Raw genomic sequence first — 16,986 nt, 5'->3', positions numbered from 1 at the left:
TCCGCGAAGGCGGCCGCACCGTCGGTGCCGGCGTCGTCGCGCAGGTCATGGACTGAACTTAGGCGTTCAGCCCTTTACAGTTCCAGGTGATGGCCTTACGTCACCTGTGATCCGCCGGAGGAGTGTAGCTCAACTGGCTAGAGCACCGGTCTCCAAAACCGGGGGTTGCGGGTTCGAGTCCCTCCACTCCTGCCAGCGGATCGACAAAGCGGGCGTTTTGCGTTAGTAGAGCGCCCCGAATACTGGTTTTACAGGCGGCGCGAGGCTCATAATCGGGTTTCGCGCCCCTTCAATTTGGGCCTGATGGTCCCATGAGAGGACGTTTGCATTCGCTCCGTGCGATGTGGACGCAGTGCGATGGCGAAGACGAATCCGTTCGATTTCTTGACGCAGGTGCGCTCCGAAGCCGCGAAGGTCACTTGGCCGACGCGCAAGGAGACCATGATCACTACCGCGATGGTGTTCGTGATGGTCGTGCTTGCAAGCATCTTCTTCCTCGTGGTCGATCAGGCGGTCGGCTGGGGGGTTCGCTCGATTCTCCTCGGCTTCCGTGGTTAAGAGGTGGATGTGATGACGAAGCGTTGGTACATCGTCCACGCCTACTCGAACTTCGAGAACAAGGTCGCCCAGTCGATTCGCGACCAGGCGGCCCAGCGCGGGCTGGAAGACAAATTTGAAGAAGTGATGGTGCCGACCGAGAAGGTCGTCGAGGTGCGCCGCGGCCGCAAGGTCGATACGGAGCGCAAGTTCTTTCCCGGCTACGTGCTGGTGAAATGCGACCTGACGGACGAGGTCTACCATCTGATCAAGAATACCCCGAAGGTCACCGGCTTCCTCGGTGCCGACAAGGCCAAGCCGGTTCCGATTCCGGACCGCGAGGCCGAGCGCATCAAGGGGCAGGTCGCCGAGGGCGTCGAGCATCCGAAGCCGTCGGTCAGCTTCGAAGTCGGCGAACAGGTCCGCGTGTCGGATGGTCCGTTCGCGTCGTTCAACGGCGTCGTCGAGGAAGTCGACGAGGGCCGCGCCCGCCTCAAGGTGGCCGTGTCCATCTTCGGCCGGGCGACCCCGGTCGAGCTCGAATACGGTCAGGTCGAAAAGCTCTGACACCGGTATTTGCGCCCGGTATTTGACCGTGCGTCATTCCGGGGCTGCGAAGCAGAGCCCGGAACCTATATTCGCCGAGGCTGCCTGAAAGGCCGCCTCGGTTTCGTCAAACCTAGAGGCGTCAGCGCTGATGGGTTCCGGGTTCGCCTTCGGGCGCCCCGGAATGACGGAGAAAGAATCCCGGCCGAGTGAAAATTCGACCAGGACCGATCTCGAAAGAGATCTTCATCCGCGGGAGGTCTGCCCGGACGCCATCCGGGAGTTCCAGGCTGTACCGCGACCTTTCAATTACCATGCCGACCGGTTGGCGCCGGGCGGCTGGTCCATTGGAGAGACTCCCATGGCAAAGAAAATCTCGGGCTACGTTAAGCTCCAAGTCCCGGCCGGTGCGGCGAATCCGTCGCCTCCGATCGGCCCCGCGCTCGGTCAGCGCGGTCTGAACATCATGGAATTCTGCAAGGCCTTCAATGCGAAGACCGCGCAGATCGAAAAGGGCACCCCGATTCCGGTGATCATCACCGCCTATCAGGACCGCTCCTTCACCTTCGAGATGAAGCAGCCGCCGGTTTCCTTCTTCCTCAAGAAGGCCGCGAATCTTCAAAAGGGTTCGCAGACCCCCGGCAAGGGCAACAAGGCTGGCAGCGTTTCGCGCGCCCAGATCCGCGAGATCGCCGAAAAGAAGATGGTCGATCTGAACTGCGACAGCGTTGATGCCGCCATGGCCATGATCGAGGGCTCCGCGCGCTCGATGGGCCTGGAAGTGGCAGCTTAAAGGAGGGCATGATGGCATCCAACGAAGGTAAGCGCATCCGCGCAGCCCGCGAGGGCATCGAGCCCACCAAGCTCTACGGCATCGAAGATGCGGTGAAGCTCATCAAGGAACGCGCCAAGGCGAAGTTCGACGAGACCATCGAAGTCTCCATGAACCTCGGCGTCGATCCGCGTCACGCCGACCAGATGGTTCGTGGCGTTTGCAACCTGCCGAACGGCTCCGGCCGTACGGTTCGCGTAGCGGTCTTCGCTCGCGGCGCCAAGGCTGATGAGGCCAAGGCGGCCGGCGCCGACGTGGTCGGTGCAGAGGATCTGTTCGAGACCGTCAACGGCGGCAAGATCGACTTCGATCGCTGCATCGCGACTCCCGACATGATGCCGCTGGTCGGTCGCCTCGGTAAGGTGCTCGGCCCGCGCGGCATGATGCCGAACCCGAAGGTCGGCACCGTCACCATGGACGTCAAGGGAGCCGTCGAGGCTGCCAAGGGCGGCGCCGTGGAGTTCCGCGTCGAGAAGGCCGGCATCGTGCATGCCGGCATCGGCAAGGCCTCGTTCGACACGGCCAAGCTGGTCGAGAACATCAAGGCCTTCGCCGACGCAGTCTCGAAGGCGAAGCCGTCCGGTTCCAAGGGCACCTACGTCCAGCGCGTGGCGGTCTCCTCCACCATGGGCCCGGGCGTCAAGGTCGAGCCGTCGAGCGTTCTGGCGAGCTAAGATCCTACGCTCAAAATTGAAGGCCCGGTGTTCGCGCGCCGGGCCTTTTTTGTTTCGGCTGGGTTCAGCAGCGAGAGGAACTTATCGCAAGTTCTTGCACCCACTTTTCGCGGCCGTCTCGCGCAGAACCTCGTTGGCGGTCGCCACCATCTCGTCCGCCATCTTGGGATGGAAACTGCGGCACGTCTCGAAAGTCTTCTTCAACATGCGAAAATGGGCAACCGATGCCTTTAGATACTCACACCGTTTTGGCTCAGTCTTGTCGGCCTTATAAACGGCGAGGAAGGCTATGGAGTTCGCCTCCGCCTGTTTGGTGGCAGCCGTTAACGCTTGGCACTTATCTTCAAGGGGCGTCGCGGCGGCTGGCCCAATGGGCAACAGACTCGCCGCAATCAAAAGCAGGGCCGAAGTTTTTAAGGTCATAGATCGTTTTCTCATCTGGGAGAAAAGATAGCCCGCGATCTCCGTAAATGCAATAAAATAACAATGCTGGTGTTGTAGGACTCATCCGAGCGTGAAAGAATTGAGGAGCCCGCGACCCATTGAGGCGAGGAGGCGAAGATTTCCGCCACAAAGGGAGCAATCTCAACCCTTGCAAAATACTTCCTCGGCTCCCACCTGAAATTCCCAATCTAACTTCCCTTGCGAAATGCCATGCAAAAGCCATGCAATTGCCGCTTGGCTTTTGGCGCGTAAGGGCTTAAAGACTCGCGTTGAGTTTCCAACATAGGCCGGAGTTTCGCGTTCATGCGGGCTTCTGGCTGCCAATCCGCTCCGGTGACGGAGCGGTGACAAGCCGGAAAAGCCAAGGGGCGACCTTTGGCATGTTCCGGCTATGTCCTGTCCGAGACTGCAGGCGCTGGCATGTCCAGCTTAATCCGCAAGGGCCAGCATAGACGGGGAAGCCGTTATTCCGCTCGCCTTCAAGCGAGCAAAGAAGATCGGTTCGAACCATCTCACCCTATCGCGTCTGAAAAGATGCTCACTGGGGGACAGGGCTTGCGAGAGCGTCGCTTGAGATGCCTCGGACGCAAGTCTGGGCGCTTCAGGCGACAGGTGCAACCGGCGGATTTATCCGCCAACCGGAGAGAGCCCAGTGGAAAGAGCAGCAAAAAGCGAGCTCGTCTCGACACTGAACGGCGTGTTTGCGAACACGAACGTAGTCGTCGTCGCCCACTATGCTGGCCTGACGGTCGCCGACATGCAGAACCTGCGCGCGCAGATGAAGCAGGCTGGCGCCACCGTAAAGGTCGCGAAGAACCGCCTCGCCAAGATCGCTCTCGAAGGCACGGACGTCGCGTCCATCTCGGGCCTGTTAAAAGGCCCGACACTGATCGCATATTCGAGCGATCCGGTCGCGGCGCCCAAGGTCGCTGTCAATTTCGCCAAGGCTAACGAAAAGCTCGTGATCCTCGGCGGCGCAATGGGCGCGACCTCCCTGAACGTGGACGGAGTGAAGGCGCTTGCCGTGCTTCCGTCCCTCGACGAATTGCGCGCCAAGTTGGTCGGCCTTATCCAGGCTCCGGCTACCAAGATCGCACAGGTCGTCAACGCACCGGCGACGAAGCTCGCTCGTGTGTTCGGGGAATATGCCAAGACAGGCGAAGCGGCGTGAGGCCGTAACCTCAATCATCAATCGTTCGAACCGAACTTAAGGACATAAAACTATGGCTGATCTTGCCAAGCTTGTTGACGATCTGTCGTCGCTGACCGTTCTCGAGGCTGCCGAGCTCTCGAAGCTCCTCGAAGAGAAGTGGGGCGTTTCCGCTGCTGCGGCTGTTGCCGTTGCGGCTGCTCCGGGCGCTGCTGCTGCGGCGGTCGAAGAGCAGACCGAGTTCACGGTCATTCTTGCGTCTGCCGGCGACAAGAAGATCGAAGTCATTAAGGAAGTCCGCGCCATCACCGGCCTGGGCCTCAAGGAAGCCAAGGACCTCGTCGAAGGTGCGCCGAAGGCCGTCAAGGAAGGCGTCACCAAGGACGAAGCCGAGAAGATCAAGGCGACCCTCGAGAAGGTCGGCGCCAAGATCGAGCTCAAGTGATTTTTGCGGCTTCGGCCGCGATGTCACTCCGGCGCAAGCCGGAGCTTTAACAACACGCGGTCCCAGGCAGTTTTGCCTGGGGCCGTTGTGTCGTCACTGAGGCCGGAGCCTCTGACGACAACGAGATGACCCTCGCGGTCCTGTATATTTTTTCGTGGTAGCTGGCGGCTCAAAGTCGCTGGGCGGCTGATCGAGCATCCCCCGGGGTTCCATCCCCGGTGAGCGGGATGCTCGATCAGCCGTAGATGAGGAACGAGGTCCAGATGGCCAACACACTGATCGGCCGGAAGCGCATTCGCAAGTTCTTCGGAAAAATCAAGGAAGTGGCCGAGATGCCGAACCTCATCGAGGTTCAGAAGGCATCCTACGACCAGTTCCTGATGGTCGAAGAAGCAAAGGGTGGCCGGCCGGAAGAGGGATTGCAAGCTGTCTTCAAGTCGGTGTTTCCGATCTCGGACTTTTCCAACACCGCCTTGCTCGAATTCGTGAAATACACGTTCGAGCCGCCGAAATACGATGTCGATGAGTGCCGCCAGCGCGGCATGACGTTCTCTGCGCCCCTCAAGGTGACGCTGCGCCTGATCGTGTTCGATGTGGACCCGGATACCGGCGCCCGCTCGGTCAAGGACATCAAGGAGCAGGACGTCTACATGGGCGACATGCCGCTCATGACCGATAACGGCACCTTCATCGTCAACGGCACCGAGCGCGTCATCGTCTCGCAGATGCACCGGTCGCCCGGCGTGTTCTTCGACCACGACAAGGGCAAGACCCATTCGTCGGGCAAGCTGCTGTTTGCCGCGCGCATCATTCCGTATCGCGGCTCCTGGCTCGATATCGAATTCGACGCCAAGGACATCGTGTACGCCCGTATCGACCGTAAGCGTAAGCTTCCGGTGACGACGCTGCTTTATGCGCTCGGTCTCGACGGCGAGGAAATCCTCAACACGTTCTACAACAAGGTCGTGTACAAGCGCGCCAAGTCCGGCTGGACCGTTCCGTTCGATGCGGAGCGCATGAAGGGCTTCAAGGCGACCGTCGACCTGATCGATGCGAAGACCGGCGAAGTCGTGCTCGAGGCCGGCAAGAAGCTGACCGTGCGGACCGCGCGCCAGCTCGCCGAGAAGGGCCTCAAGAACCTGCGCGCCACTGATGAAGACCTGTATGGCCAGTATATCGGCCAGGATCTCGTCAACGGAAACACGGGTGAGATCTATGCCGAAGCCGGCGAAGAGATCACCGAGAAGTTGCTTGCGGGCCTCGAAGAGGCGGGTCTCACGGAGATCCCGGTTCTCGATATCGACCACGTGACCGTCGGCCCGTATGTCCGCAACACGCTGGCGATCGACAAGGCCTCCGGCCGCGAGAGCGCGCTGTTCGACATCTACCGGGTCATGCGCCCGGGCGAGCCGCCGATTCTCGAAACCGCCGAGAACATGTTCAACTCGCTGTTCTTCGACTCCGAGCGCTACGATCTCTCGGCCGTTGGCCGCGTGAAGATGAACATGCGTCTCGATCTCGACGCGGAAGATACCGTGCGCACGCTCCGTCGCGAGGACATCCTCGCGGTGGCGAAGGCGCTCGTCGACCTGCGTGACGGCAAGGGTGAAATCGACGACATCGATCACCTCGGCAACCGCCGTGTGCGTTCCGTCGGCGAATTGATGGAAAATCAATATCGCCTCGGCCTGCTCCGCATGGAGCGCGCCATCAAGGAGCGCATGTCGTCGGTCGATATCGACACCGTCATGCCGCAGGACCTCATCAACGCGAAGCCGGCGGCTGCCGCCGTGCGCGAGTTCTTCGGCTCCTCGCAGCTGTCGCAGTTCATGGACCAGACCAACCCGCTCTCCGAAGTCACGCACAAGCGTCGTCTTTCGGCGCTTGGCCCGGGCGGTCTGACCCGCGAACGCGCCGGCTTCGAAGTGCGCGACGTGCACCCGACCCATTACGGCCGCATCTGCCCGATCGAGACGCCGGAAGGCCCGAATATCGGTCTCATCAACTCGCTGGCGACTTTCGCCCGCGTGAACAAGTACGGCTTCATCGAAACGCCGTTCCGCCGCGTCAAGGACTCGAAGGTAACGACGGACGTCATCTACCTGTCGGCCATGGAAGAGGCGAAGTACAACGTCGCCCAGGCGAACTCGGTCATGGACGCGAACAGCATCCTGACGGACGACCTCGTGGTCTGCCGCCGCGCCGGCGACAACATCGTGGTTCCGCCGGATCGCGTCGATCTCATGGACGTATCGCCGAAGCAGCTCGTGTCGGTGGCGGCAGCGCTCATCCCGTTCCTCGAGAACGACGACGCGAACCGCGCGCTCATGGGCTCGAACATGCAGCGTCAGGCCGTGCCTCTCGTGCAGGCCGATGCACCGTTCGTCGGAACCGGCATGGAAGCGGTCGTGGCACGGGATTCCGGTGCGGCGATTGCGGCCCGCCGGGCTGGCGTTGTCGATCAGGTCGATGCGACCCGTATCGTCATCCGCGCCACCGAGGAAACCGACCCGACCCGGGCCGGCGTCGACATCTACCGCCTGCAGAAGTTCCAGCGCTCGAACCAGTCGACCTGCATCACGCAGAAGCCGCTGATCCGCGCCGGCGACGTGGTCCGCAAGGGCGACATCATTGCGGACGGTCCGTCGACGGAACTCGGCGAACTGGCGCTTGGCCGCAACGTGCTCGTCGCGTTCATGCCGTGGAACGGCTACAACTTCGAGGACTCGATCCTGCTCTCCGAGCGGATCGTGAAGGACGACGTGTTCACGTCGATCCACATCGAAGAATTCGAAGTGATGGCCCGCGACACCAAGCTTGGTCCTGAGGAAATCACGCGCGATATTCCGAACGTCTCGGAAGAAGCGCTGAAGAACCTGGACGAAGCCGGCATCGTGTATATCGGCGCCGAGGTTCACGCGGGCGACATCCTCGTCGGCAAGATCACGCCGAAGGGCGAAAGCCCGATGACGCCGGAAGAGAAGCTCCTGCGCGCCATCTTCGGCGAGAAGGCGTCCGACGTTCGCGACACCTCCTTGCGCGTCCCGCCCGGCGTTACGGGCACGATCGTGGAAGTGCGCGTGTTCAACCGTCACGGCGTCGACAAGGACGAGCGCGCCCAGGCGATCGAACGCGAAGAGATCGAGCGTCTGGCGAAAGACCGCGACGACGAGCAGGCGATCCTGGACCGCAACACCTATGCGCGTCTGGCCGAGATCCTGAACGGGCAGACGGCGGTTGCGGGGCCGAAGGGCTTCAAGAAGGACACCAAGGTGTCGCGCGAGCTCCTTGCCGAGTATCCGCGTTCGCAATGGTGGCAGTTCGCCGTCGACAACGACGCGATGATGACCGAGATCGAGGCCATCCAGAAGCAGTACGACGAGTCGAAGAAGCGTCTCGAACAGCGGTTCCTCGACAAGGTCGAGAAGCTGCAGCGCGGCGACGAGCTTCCTCCCGGCGTGATGAAGATGGTCAAGGTCTTCGTGGCCGTGAAGCGCAAGATCCAGCCGGGCGACAAGATGGCCGGCCGTCACGGCAACAAGGGCGTGGTGTCGCGGATCGTCGCGATCGAAGACATGCCGTTCCTGGACGACGGAACGCATGCGGACATCGTGCTGAACCCGCTCGGCGTGCCGAGCCGCATGAACGTCGGTCAGATCCTCGAGACCCATCTCGGGTGGGCTGCCGCCGGTCTCGGCAAGCAGGTCGCAGCAGCCGTCGACGCGTATCTGAAGTCCGGCCAGTCGAAGGGCCTTCGCGATCAGCTCGTGTCGATCTACGGCAACATGCCGGAAATCGACCAGGCGTCGGATAGCGAGCTCGCCGAGCTCGGTCACAACCTGCGCCGCGGCGTTCCCTTCGCGACCCCCGTCTTCGACGGCGCGAAGGAATCCGATATCGAGTTCATGCTGCAGAAGGCGGGTCTCGATCCGTCCGGTCAGGTGACGCTCTATGACGGACGCACCGGCGAGCCGTTCGACCGCAAGGTGACGGTGGGCTACATCTATATGCTGAAGCTTCACCACCTGGTGGACGACAAGATCCACGCGCGCTCCATCGGTCCGTACAGCCTCGTCACCCAGCAGCCGCTGGGCGGAAAGGCGCAGTTCGGCGGACAGCGCTTCGGCGAGATGGAAGTGTGGGCGCTCGAGGCTTACGGCGCGGCCTACACGCTTCAGGAAATGCTGACCGTCAAGTCGGACGACGTGGCCGGCCGCACCAAGGTCTACGAGGCCATCGTGCGCGGCGACGACACCTTCGAGTCGGGCATTCCGGAGAGCTTCAACGTTCTCGTGAAGGAAATGCGCTCGCTCGGCCTGAACGTCGAGCTGACGAATTCCAAGAAGGCTGCCAACGAGACGGAGCAATTGCCCCCGTCCGAAGCGGCCGAGTAATCAACATCGTCATCCCCGGGCTTGACCCGGGGATCTCGACCCCGAGAGGGCAACACCCTCTCAGACCAAGAGATGGCCGGATTTTCTGTCCGGCCATGACACCTTCGAGGTTTTAGGAGCTGGCGATGAATCAAGAGGTCATGAATCTTTTCAACCAAACGGCGCAGCCGCAGAGCTTCGATCAGATCAAGATCTCGATCGCGAGCCCTGAGAAGATTCTGTCCTGGTCTTATGGCGAAATCAAAAAGCCCGAGACCATCAACTACCGCACTTTCAAGCCCGAGCGCGACGGCTTGTTCTGTGCGCGTATTTTTGGACCCATCAAGGACTACGAATGCTTGTGCGGCAAGTACAAGCGGATGAAATACAAGGGCGTGATCTGCGAGAAGTGCGGCGTCGAGGTGACGCTTGCGCGCGTTCGGCGCGATCGCATGGGCCATATCGAACTGGCAGCCCCGGTCGCGCATATCTGGTTCCTCAAGTCGCTGCCGAGCCGCATCGGTCTTCTGCTCGACATGACGCTGAAAGATCTCGAGCGCATCCTCTACTTCGAATCCTACATCGTGGTGGATGCCGGCCTTTCGCCGCTGAAGGACCGTCAGCTCCTGTCGGAAGAGGAATACATCCGCGCTCAAGACGAGTTCGGTGAGGATTCCTTCACGGCCATGATCGGCGCGGAAGCCATCCGTCGCATTCTGCAGGAACTCGACCTGGAGAAAGTGGCGGCGGATACGCGCGAGGAAATCGCCACGACGACGTCGGAGCTGAAGCCCAAGAAACTTCTCAAGCGCCTCAAGATCATCGAAGCGTTCCTGATGTCCGGCAACAAGCCGGAATGGATGATCCTGACCGTCGTTCCGGTGATCCCGCCGGATCTGCGCCCGCTCGTTCCGCTCGATGGCGGCCGTTTCGCCACGTCGGATCTGAACGATCTCTACCGCCGGGTCATCAACCGCAACAACCGCCTGAAGCGGCTGATCGAACTGCGCGCGCCGGACATCATCATCCGCAACGAGAAGCGCATGCTGCAGGAGGCCGTCGATGCGCTATTCGACAACGGCCGCCGTGGCCGCGTCATCACGGGCGCCAACAAGCGTCCCCTGAAGTCGCTCGCCGACATGCTCAAGGGCAAGCAGGGCCGGTTCCGCCAGAACCTGCTCGGCAAGCGCGTCGATTATTCGGGTCGTTCGGTCATCGTCGTGGGTCCGGAGCTCAAGCTCCATCAATGCGGCCTGCCGAAGAAGATGGCGCTCGAACTCTTCAAGCCGTTCATCTACGCCAAGCTCGATGCGCGCGGCCTGTCCGCCACCGTCAAGCAGGCGAAGAAGCTCGTCGAGAAGGAGAAGCCGGAAGTCTGGGACATCCTCGACGAGGTCATCCGCGAGCATCCCGTGCTTCTCAACCGTGCGCCGACGCTTCACCGCCTCGGCATCCAGGCGTTCGAGCCCACCCTGATCGAGGGCAAGGCGATCCAGCTGCACCCGCTCGTCTGCGCCGCGTTCAACGCGGATTTCGACGGCGACCAGATGGCCGTCCACGTGCCGCTCTCGCTCGAGGCGCAGCTTGAAGCGCGCGTCCTCATGATGTCGACGAACAACATCCTGCATCCGGCGAATGGTCAGCCGATCATCGTGCCGTCGCAGGACATCGTCCTTGGCCTCTACTACCTCTCGATCGCCTCCGACGGCGAGCCGGGTCAGGGCAAGGCGTTCGCCGACATGGGCGAGATCGAGCATGCGCTGCACGAGAAGGTCATCACGCTCCACACCAAGATCCGCTATCGCTGGGAAGGCCTCGGCGAAGACGGCAAGCCGATGTCCAAGATCGTCGAGACGACAGCCGGCCGCGTGATGCTGTCCAAGCTCGTTCCCTCGCATCCGGCGCTTCCCTTCGATGTCGTGAACAAGCTCATGACCAAGAAGGAGATCTCCAACATGATCGATGCCGTCTATCGGCATTGCGGTCAGAAGGAGTCGGTCATCTTCTGCGATCGCATCATGAAGCTCGGGTTCTACAACGCGTTCAAGGCCGGCATCTCGTTCGGCAAGGACGACATGGTGATCCCCGAGAACAAGTGGGAGATCGTCGACGAGACCCGCGCGCTCGCGAAGGATTACGAGCAGCAGTATCAGGACGGCCTGATCACCCAGGGTGAGAAGTACAACAAGGTCGTGGACGCCTGGGCGAAATGCTCGGATCGTCTCGCCGGCGAGATGATGAACCGCATCTCGGCGGTCCATAAGGACAAGGACGGCCGCGACAAGCCGGTCAACTCGATCTACATGATGTCCCATTCGGGTGCGCGTGGTTCGCCGGCCCAGATGAAGCAGCTCGCGGCGATGCGCGGCCTCATGGCCAAGCCGTCGGGCGAGATCATCGAGACGCCGATCATCTCGAACTTCAAGGAAGGCCTCGACGTTCTCGAGTACTTCAACTCGACCCACGGCGCCCGTAAGGGTCTCGCCGATACGGCGCTCAAGACGGCGAATTCGGGCTACCTGACCCGTCGTCTCGTGGACGTCGCTCAGGACGCGGTCATCCGTGAGGACGATTGCGGCACCGAGCGCGGCATCCGCATGCGCGCCATCGTCGATGCCGGCCAGGTGGTCGCCTCGCTCGGTTCGCGCATCCTCGGACGCTCGACGGCCGAAGACCTCGTCAACATCGAGGGCAAGGTCATCGTCAAGAAGGGCACGATGATCGAGGAGCAACACCTCGAAGCCATCACGGCTGCGGGCATTCAGGAAGTGAAGATCCGTTCGGTGCTCGTCTGCGAGTCCAAGAACGGCGTCTGCGCCACCTGCTATGGCCGCGACCTGGCCCGCGGCACGCCCGTCAACCACGGCGAGGCTGTCGGCGTCATCGCCGCGCAGTCGATCGGCGAGCCGGGCACCCAGCTCACCATGCGCACCTTCCACATCGGTGGTGCGGCGCAGATTGCGGATTCGTCGTTCTTCGAGTCGAACTTCGAAGGCACGATCAGCTTCCGCAACAAGAACATCGCGCGCAACTCCGATGGCGATCTGATCGTCATGGGCCGCAACGTCGCGGTGGTCATCACCGGTCCCGACGGCGCCGAGCGCTCGGTTCACCGCCTGCAATACGGCTCGCGTCTCAAGGTGGACGAGGGCGACACCATCAAGCGCGGTCAGCGCATCGCCGAATGGGATCCTTACACCCGCCCCATCCTCACGGAAGTCGATGGTGTGGTGGCGTATGAGGATCTCGTCGACGGCGCGTCGATGATCGAGACGATGGACGAGTCGACCGGCATCGCCAAGCGCGTGGTCATCGACTGGCGTTCTTCCGCCCGCACGGCGGATTTGCGTCCGGCGGTCATCATCGAAGGCAAGGGCGGCAAGATCGCCAAGGTTGCTCGCGGCGGTGACGCTCGTTACCTGCTGGCGGTCGATGCGATCCTCGCGGCCGATCCGGGCTCCAAGGTCAAGGCGGGCGACGTCATCGCCCGTGTGTCGACCGAGAGCGCCAAGACCCGCGACATCACGGGCGGTCTGCCGCGCGTGGCGGAGCTGTTCGAGGCGCGGCGTCCGAAGGATGCGGCCATCATCGCGGAGAAGTCCGGCACGATCCTGTTCGGCCGCGACTACAAGAACAAGCGTCGCCTGACGCTGACTCCGCACGATGGCTCCGAGCCGGTCGAATACCTGATCCCGAAGGGCAAGCACATCCACTTGCAGGACGGCGACGTGGTCGAACTGGGCGACTTCATCGTGGACGGCAACCCGGCTCCGCACGACATCCTTGCGATCAAGGGCGTCGAGGAACTGGCTGCCTACCTCGTGAACGAGATCCAGGAGGTCTACCGGCTTCAGGGCGTGTTGATCAACGACAAGCACATCGAGGTCATCGTTCGGCAGATGCTGCAGAAGGTGGAAATCACCGATGGCGGCGATACCGAGCTGATGACGGGCGAGCAGGTCGACCGGCTCGAGATGGAAGAGATCAACGAGCGCATGGTCTCCGAGAAGAAGAAGCCCGCCGTCGGCGTGCCGGTTCTGCTCGGCATCACCAAGGCGTCGCTCCAGACCCGCTCCTTCATCTCGGCGGCGTCCTTCCAGGAGACCACCCGCGTCCTCACCGAGGCGGCGGTCAACGGCAAGGTCGACACCCTCGAGGGCCTCAAGGAGAACGTGATCGTGGGCAGCCTGATCCCGGCCGGTACGGGCGCGATGAACGCCCAGATCAAGGCCGTGGCGGCTCACCGCGACCAGTTGATCCTGCAGCAGAAGCGGGCCGAGTCGAAGGCGCAGCTCAGCGAGCTGCCGCCAGCGGCCGAGTAAGGCCTAAAGGACAAGCTTGGGAGAGGCCGCCTTCGGGCGGCCTCTTTTCTTTTGAGGGCCGGGCGCAAAACGACCTTAAGGGCTCCTGCACCGACGCTTCCGAAAAGGCCGGAGATTTATTTTCTTCGGCGCTTTTTCGGGCGAATTCAGCCTTGCGGCGCACCAAAACAGCTTCCCCAAGGACATTCTTGGAAGATTCTGGCGCGGCAGCCGAGGGGGCAGGGGCGGTCAACGGGTCGCAGGCCTTGCGCCCAAGGGTTCTCTGGCGAAACGAGTTGACTTTTATCGACTCGGGGGCTAGAGAAACCGGACTTTCCGACGGGCTGTAGGTATTTGCGAGTCGAAACGACGAGTTTCGACGGAGGCGACCTAAACGCTGTCGAACTCAACCTTGACTGACAGACGTCAGATATAGGGCACGATTGCGGTTCGCCGTAATCCTCTGCAGGCACCGCGCTAAGGGCATATTCGCCAATGGCGCGGCTTCGTTTTGTGCAAGCCTTCGGGCTTGCCGGGACGCCCGTTATGGCGTTCCACCGTTGAAGACACGCAAAGCCACCTTGGGTGGCCGGTGAAAGAGGGCAGAGGATGCCAACGATCAGTCAGCTGATCCGCAAGCCGCGGACGGCGCAAAAGAGCCGGAATAAGGTTCCCGCGCTTGAGGCCTGCCCGCAGAAGCGGGGTGTGTGCACGCGCGTTTACACCACGACGCCGAAGAAGCCGAACTCGGCGCTTCGTAAGGTCGCAAAGGTTCGTTTGACCAATGGCTTTGAAGTCATCGGTTATATCCCGGGCGAGGGCCACAACCTTCAAGAGCACTCCGTGGTGATGATCCGCGGCGGCCGCGTGAAGGACCTTCCGGGTGTCCGTTATCACATCATTCGCGGTGTCCTCGACACGCAGGGTGTGAAGAATCGTAAGCAGCGTCGTTCGAAGTACGGCGCGAAGCGGCCGAAGTAAGCCGCCAAACTTATTATTGAGGTCGGAGCCAGCTCATGTCCCGCCGCCATAGCGCTGAAAAGCGCGAGATTATTCCGGACGCCAAGTTCGGCGATATCGTCGTCACCAAGTTCATGAATTCCATCATGTACGACGGCAAGAAGTCTGCTGCCGAAGGCATCGTTTACGGTGCGTTCGACATCATCGAGGGGCGCGCCAAGGCGAACCCGCTTGAAGTGTTCAAGCAGGCGCTCGACAACGTCGCTCCGGCGATCGAAGTTCGCTCCCGCCGTGTTGGCGGCGCGACCTATCAGGTCCCGGTCGAGGTTCGCATGGAGCGTCGTCAGGCGCTGGCCATTCGCTGGATCATCCAGGCTGCTCGCGGCCGCAACGACAAGACCATGGTCGATCGTCTGTCGGCCGAGTTGCTGGATGCATCGAACAACCGCGGCAACGCGGTGAAGAAGCGCGAAGATACCCACCGGATGGCGGAAGCCAACCGTGCGTTCTCGCATTATCGCTGGTAACGGCTGGACCTTGAGGAACTAAGCGATGCCCCGCACGCATGCGATTCAGGACTACCGTAACTTCGGCATCATGGCCCACATCGATGCCGGCAAGACGACGACGACCGAGCGTATTCTCTATTACACCGGCAAGTCGCACAAGATCGGCGAAGTCCACGAAGGCGCCGCCACCATGGACTGGATGGAACAGGAGCAGGAGCGTGGCATCACGATCACGTCTGCTGCGACCACCTGTTTCTGGCACGACAAGCGCCTGAACATCATCGACACCCCCGGCCACGTGGATTTCACCATCGAGGTCGAGCGTTCGTTGCGCGTTCTTGACGGCGCAGTCTGCGTCCTCGACGGCAACCAGGGCGTCGAGCCGCAGACCGAGACCGTCTGGCGCCAGGCCGACAAGTATGACGTGCCGCGCATCGTGTTCGTCAACAAGATGGACAAGACCGGCGCGGACTTCTTCAAGTGCGTGGCCGATATCATCGACCGCGTTGCCGGAAAGCCCGTCTGCCTGCAGCTGCCGGTCGGCGCTGAAAGCGATTTCAAGGGTGTCATTGACCTCATCAAGATGAAGGCGCTGGTCTGGTCCGGCGAGTCCCTCGGGGCGAGCTTCGACGAGGTCGAGATCCCGGCCGAGCTGAAGGATCAGGCGCTGGAATATCGCGGCAAGCTCATCGAAGCGGCTGTCGAGATGGACGACGACGCGATGGTGGCCTACCTGGACGGCCAGGAGCCGGACGATGTGACCCTGCGTCGCCTCATCCGCACCGCCGTGCAGCGTCGCGCCTTCCATCCGGTCCTGTGCGGTTCGGCCTTCAAGAACAAGGGCGTTCAGCCCCTGCTCGACGCCGTCGTGGATTTCCTGCCGTCGCCGGCGGACCGCGAAGGCATCGAAGGTCTGGACTTCAAGACCGAAGAGCCGATCCTGCGCCGTCCGACGGACGAGGATCCCTTCTCGATGCTCGCGTTCAAGATCATGGACGATCCTTTCGTCGGCACGATCACGTTCTGCCGCGTCTATTCGGGCAAGGTCGAGACGGGTGCTTCCCTTCTCAACTCGACCCGCGACAAGAAAGAGCGCGTCGGCCGCATGCTTCTCATGCATGCGAATAACCGCGAAGACATCAAAGAGGCATATGCCGGCGACATCGTTGCCCTGGCCGGCCTCAAGGATGTCCGCACCGGTGACACGCTGTGCGATCCGCTGAAGGCCGTGATCCTTGAGAAAATGGAGTTCCCCGAACCCGTCATCGAGATCGCCATCGAGCCGAAGTCGAAGGCGGACCAGGAAAAGCTTGGTCTGGCTCTCGCGAAGCTCGCGGCAGAGGATCCGTCGTTCCGCGTCTCGACCGATCAGGAATCCGGTCAGACCATCCTGAAGGGCATGGGCGAGCTTCATCTCGACATCAAGGTCGACATTCTTCGTCGCACCTACAAGGTCGATGCGAATATCGGCGCGCCGCAGGTGGCTTATCGCGAGACGATCACCAAGAAGGTCGAGATCGACTACACCCATAAGAAGCAGACCGGCGGTACCGGTCAGTTCGCTCGCGTCAAGCTGGTGATCCAGCCGAACGAGCAGGGTGCGGGCTTTGCCTTCGACTCGAAGATCGTCGGCGGCTCGGTTCCGAGGGAATACATCCCCGGTGTCGAAAAGGGCCTGCAATCGGTCATCGGCGCTGGCGTGATCGCCGGCTTCCCGGTGGTGGACGTCAAGGTCGAGCTGATCGACGGCGCGTTCCACGAAGTCGACTCGTCGGCACTCGCCTTCGAAATCGCCTCTCGTGCGGCGCTTCGTGAAGGTCTCCAGAAGGGCGCTTCGGTTCTTCTCGAGCCGATCATGAAGGTCGAGGTCGTGACGCCTGAGGATTACACCGGCTCCGTGATCGGTGACTTGAATTCACGGCGTGGCCAGATCCAGGGCCAGGACATGCGCGGCAACGCGGTCGTCATCAACGCGATGGTGCCGCTGGCCAACATGTTCGGTTACGTGAACACCCTGCGTGGCATGAGCCAGGGCCGGGCTAACTACACGATGCAGTTCGACCACTACGAACAGGTGCCGTCGAACGTGGCTGCCGAGGTTCAGGCGAAATACGCCTGAACCCACTCAAGCTAATATTTTTGGAATAAAGGAACGGGTGCCACGATGGGCAAGGAAAAGTTTCAGCGGAACAAGCCGCACTGCAATATCGGGACG

At 61.6% G+C, this 16,986-nt stretch carries 12 protein-coding genes and 1 tRNA gene; 12 read left to right on the top strand and 1 reads right to left on the bottom strand.

The features are described 5' to 3' along the window. Nucleotides 1-118 precede the first annotated feature (118 nt). The 5 genes from FEZ63_RS21085 to rplA all read left to right on the top strand — a co-directional run bounded on the left by FEZ63_RS21085 (nt 119) and on the right by rplA (nt 2,589). Nucleotides 119-195, top strand: a tRNA-Trp gene (locus tag FEZ63_RS21085). A gap of 162 nt (nt 196-357) precedes the next feature. Next, the gene (gene secE / locus FEZ63_RS21080; protein WP_150948227.1) at nt 358-558 is read left to right on the top strand and encodes a preprotein translocase subunit SecE; all 201 of its coding nucleotides are present in this window, start codon (nt 358-360) and stop codon (nt 556-558) included. A 12-nt stretch (nt 559-570) separates the two neighbouring features. Continuing rightward, nucleotides 571-1,104 (top strand): transcription termination/antitermination protein NusG, encoded by a 534-nt coding sequence (gene nusG / locus FEZ63_RS21075; RefSeq protein WP_150948224.1) that lies wholly within the window; start codon nt 571-573, stop codon nt 1,102-1,104. A gap of 340 nt (nt 1,105-1,444) precedes the next feature. Further along, a complete protein-coding gene (rplK, locus tag FEZ63_RS21070) occupies nt 1,445-1,876 on the top strand; it encodes a 50S ribosomal protein L11 (RefSeq protein WP_150948407.1) in 432 nt (143 codons plus the stop codon). Nucleotides 1,877-1,887: 11 nt separating this feature from the next. Continuing rightward, complete coding sequence (gene rplA / locus FEZ63_RS21065; RefSeq protein WP_150948404.1) at nt 1,888-2,589, top strand: 50S ribosomal protein L1; 702 nt, start codon at nt 1,888-1,890, stop codon at nt 2,587-2,589. 81 nt (nt 2,590-2,670) lie between these two features. On the opposite strand, the gene FEZ63_RS21060 is transcribed toward rplA, so the two are convergent. Continuing rightward, a complete protein-coding gene (locus FEZ63_RS21060) occupies nt 2,671-3,012 on the bottom strand; it encodes a hypothetical protein (RefSeq protein ID WP_150948221.1) in 342 nt (113 codons plus the stop codon). 673 nt (nt 3,013-3,685) lie between these two features. On the opposite strand from FEZ63_RS21060, the gene rplJ reads away from it, so the two are divergent. The 7 genes from rplJ to fusA all read left to right on the top strand — a co-directional run bounded on the left by rplJ (nt 3,686) and on the right by fusA (nt 16,890). Then, entirely contained in the window at nt 3,686-4,204 is a 519-nt protein-coding gene (rplJ, locus tag FEZ63_RS21055; protein ID WP_150948219.1) for a 50S ribosomal protein L10, read from the top strand. Between the two features lie 52 nt (nt 4,205-4,256). Then, the gene (gene rplL, locus FEZ63_RS21050; RefSeq protein ID WP_150948214.1) at nt 4,257-4,628 is read left to right on the top strand and encodes a 50S ribosomal protein L7/L12; all 372 of its coding nucleotides are present in this window, start codon (nt 4,257-4,259) and stop codon (nt 4,626-4,628) included. 263 nt (nt 4,629-4,891) lie between these two features. After that, complete coding sequence (gene rpoB / locus FEZ63_RS21045; protein ID WP_150948211.1) at nt 4,892-9,022, top strand: DNA-directed RNA polymerase subunit beta; 4,131 nt, start codon at nt 4,892-4,894, stop codon at nt 9,020-9,022. A gap of 125 nt (nt 9,023-9,147) precedes the next feature. Next, nucleotides 9,148-13,323 (top strand): DNA-directed RNA polymerase subunit beta', encoded by a 4,176-nt coding sequence (rpoC, locus tag FEZ63_RS21040; protein ID WP_150948208.1) that lies wholly within the window; start codon nt 9,148-9,150, stop codon nt 13,321-13,323. 588 nt (nt 13,324-13,911) lie between these two features. Beyond that, nucleotides 13,912-14,283, top strand: a complete 372-nt coding sequence (gene rpsL, locus FEZ63_RS21035) for a 30S ribosomal protein S12 (RefSeq protein WP_114189441.1) — start codon at nt 13,912-13,914, stop codon at nt 14,281-14,283. A 35-nt stretch (nt 14,284-14,318) separates the two neighbouring features. Then, nucleotides 14,319-14,789, top strand: coding sequence for a 30S ribosomal protein S7 (rpsG, locus tag FEZ63_RS21030; protein WP_150948206.1), 471 nt, complete (start codon nt 14,319-14,321; stop codon nt 14,787-14,789). Nucleotides 14,790-14,814: 25 nt separating this feature from the next. Continuing rightward, nucleotides 14,815-16,890, top strand: coding sequence for an elongation factor G (gene fusA / locus FEZ63_RS21025; RefSeq protein ID WP_150948201.1), 2,076 nt, complete (start codon nt 14,815-14,817; stop codon nt 16,888-16,890). Nucleotides 16,891-16,986 lie beyond the last annotated feature (96 nt).

This window comes from Microvirga brassicacearum (assembly GCF_008757455.1).
In the GTDB taxonomy this organism is placed as follows: domain Bacteria; phylum Pseudomonadota; class Alphaproteobacteria; order Rhizobiales; family Beijerinckiaceae; genus Microvirga; species Microvirga brassicacearum.
The sequence above is the reverse complement of the archived record's forward strand: the minus strand, read 5'-3'. Positions and strand labels throughout refer to the sequence as shown.

Coding starts and splice junctions, on each gene's coding strand:
- secE (WP_150948227.1), top strand. CDS start 358: ATGGCGAAGACGAATCCGTTCGATTTCTTGACGCAGGTGCGCTCCGAA.
- rpoC (WP_150948208.1), top strand. CDS start 9,148: ATGAATCAAGAGGTCATGAATCTTTTCAACCAAACGGCGCAGCCGCAG.
- rplA (WP_150948404.1), top strand. CDS start 1,888: ATGGCATCCAACGAAGGTAAGCGCATCCGCGCAGCCCGCGAGGGCATC.
- rpsG (WP_150948206.1), top strand. CDS start 14,319: ATGTCCCGCCGCCATAGCGCTGAAAAGCGCGAGATTATTCCGGACGCC.
- FEZ63_RS21060 (WP_150948221.1), bottom strand. CDS start 3,012: ATGACCTTAAAAACTTCGGCCCTGCTTTTGATTGCGGCGAGTCTGTTG.
- rplL (WP_150948214.1), top strand. CDS start 4,257: ATGGCTGATCTTGCCAAGCTTGTTGACGATCTGTCGTCGCTGACCGTT.
- rpoB (WP_150948211.1), top strand. CDS start 4,892: ATGGCCAACACACTGATCGGCCGGAAGCGCATTCGCAAGTTCTTCGGA.
- rpsL (WP_114189441.1), top strand. CDS start 13,912: ATGCCAACGATCAGTCAGCTGATCCGCAAGCCGCGGACGGCGCAAAAG.
- rplK (WP_150948407.1), top strand. CDS start 1,445: ATGGCAAAGAAAATCTCGGGCTACGTTAAGCTCCAAGTCCCGGCCGGT.
- nusG (WP_150948224.1), top strand. CDS start 571: ATGACGAAGCGTTGGTACATCGTCCACGCCTACTCGAACTTCGAGAAC.
- fusA (WP_150948201.1), top strand. CDS start 14,815: ATGCCCCGCACGCATGCGATTCAGGACTACCGTAACTTCGGCATCATG.